Annotated in this window: 1 protein-coding gene; it reads left to right on the forward strand. The window is 58.1% G+C overall.

Annotated elements, in window-relative coordinates; translation table 11 throughout:
* The first annotated feature begins 140 nt into the window (after nucleotides 1-140).
* On the forward strand, nucleotides 141-1,208 hold the full coding sequence (locus C5L12_RS27670) for an IS110 family RNA-guided transposase (protein ID WP_105375169.1): 1,068 nt from the start codon (nucleotides 141-143) through the stop codon (nucleotides 1,206-1,208).
* The last annotated feature ends 261 nt before the right edge of the window (nucleotides 1,209-1,469 follow it).

The raw sequence follows: 1,469 nt of genomic DNA on the forward strand, positions 1-1,469 counted from the left end.
AGGAGGTGACATGAAAGAGGGTGCACCCGCTGAGAGAACGGATCACTGAGATGCAGGTGATGATGGAGGGACAGTCACACTTCCAGGCTTTCGGCTTATCCTGTTGGGGTTTTCGAGATCTCAACAAGGGAGTTGGAAGCATGACTGCCTCTTATGATTACCATATCGGGGTGGATTACCACAAATCCTATAGCCACCTGGTGGTTCAGGACAGCAGTGGCAAGACGCTGAGATCCGGCCGGGTTAAGAACGACCGGCAGTCGCTGGGAGGGTTTCTCGAGCGCTACCGGGAGAATAGCCACGCGGTTGTCGAGGCGACCCGCAACTGGATGGTGATGTACGATTGGCTCGACGACATTTGTGATGATGTCGTTCTCGCCCATCCCTTGAAGGTCAAGGCGATCGCTGACGCCAAGATCAAGACCGACAAGATCGACGCGACGGTGCTGGCGCATCTGCTGCGCGCCGACCTGGTGCCAGAAGCCTGGGCACCGAGCGACAAGGCCCGCGAGCTGCGTGTCGCGTTGCGTGAGCGGATGTTTTACGTGCGGCTGCGGACGATGGTGAAGAACCGGATCGTGACGGTGTTCGATCGTTATCCGGAGCAGACGGCGCAGTTGAAGAAGCTCGGTGATCTGTTCGGCAAGGCCGGCCGTGTTCAGCTAGCGCAGGTCAACGTCTCGGAGATCGACCGCATCCAGATCGACCGAGGTCTTGCCTTCATCGGCGACATCGATGGGCGGATCAAACAGTCGGAAACGACGATCCGGGCGATGACCAAGGCCAATGGCAATGTGAAGCTGTTGAAGACGATCCCTGGCATTGGCGAGTTCTTTGCAAGGCTGATCGATGCGGAGATCGACGATGTCAGCCGCTTCCGCAATGCCAAAAAGCTTGCTGCCTACGCCGGGCTTGTGCCGTCGACCTATTCCTCCGGCGGCAAGACCTATCATGGCAAGATCATCCGGCAAGGCAACAAGTGGCTGCGCTGGGCTTTTGTTGAAGCCGTCACCCCTGCGATCGCCAGCGATGCGCAGCTTCGCGTCCAGTACGAACACCTGAAGTTCAGAGGAGTGAACAAGGCGCGGGTTGCCATCGCGCGCAAGCTTTTGACGATCGCCTTCCAGATCCTGCGGGACCAGCGCGCCTACGAGCCGCGCGGCGAAAGCAACATGGAGGGCACGTCGACGATATCCCGGTTGTCCTGATGAGTGGCTAGCGAGCCCGGTAGAACTGGGCTGCGCTCTACAAGGAGAATGGGAAACCGGGAGCCGAACGTCACTCTGTGACCGAAGCCGAGGCATCAGGGTCACGGATTGGAGAATGGTTCAGGAACCGACGGACCGAAACACCTGTCCATCGGAAGCAAAGGGTTTAGCCGATCGGCTCTAACGCCGGTCAAAACATAACCGAACCCAAGGAAAAGCCGGCAATTGAAGGCGTTTGCCCCTTGTGTTCTTTCATTGGAG

The sequence above is a fragment of the Neorhizobium huautlense genome (genome assembly GCF_002968575.1).
GTDB lineage: Bacteria > Pseudomonadota > Alphaproteobacteria > Rhizobiales > Rhizobiaceae > Neorhizobium > Neorhizobium huautlense.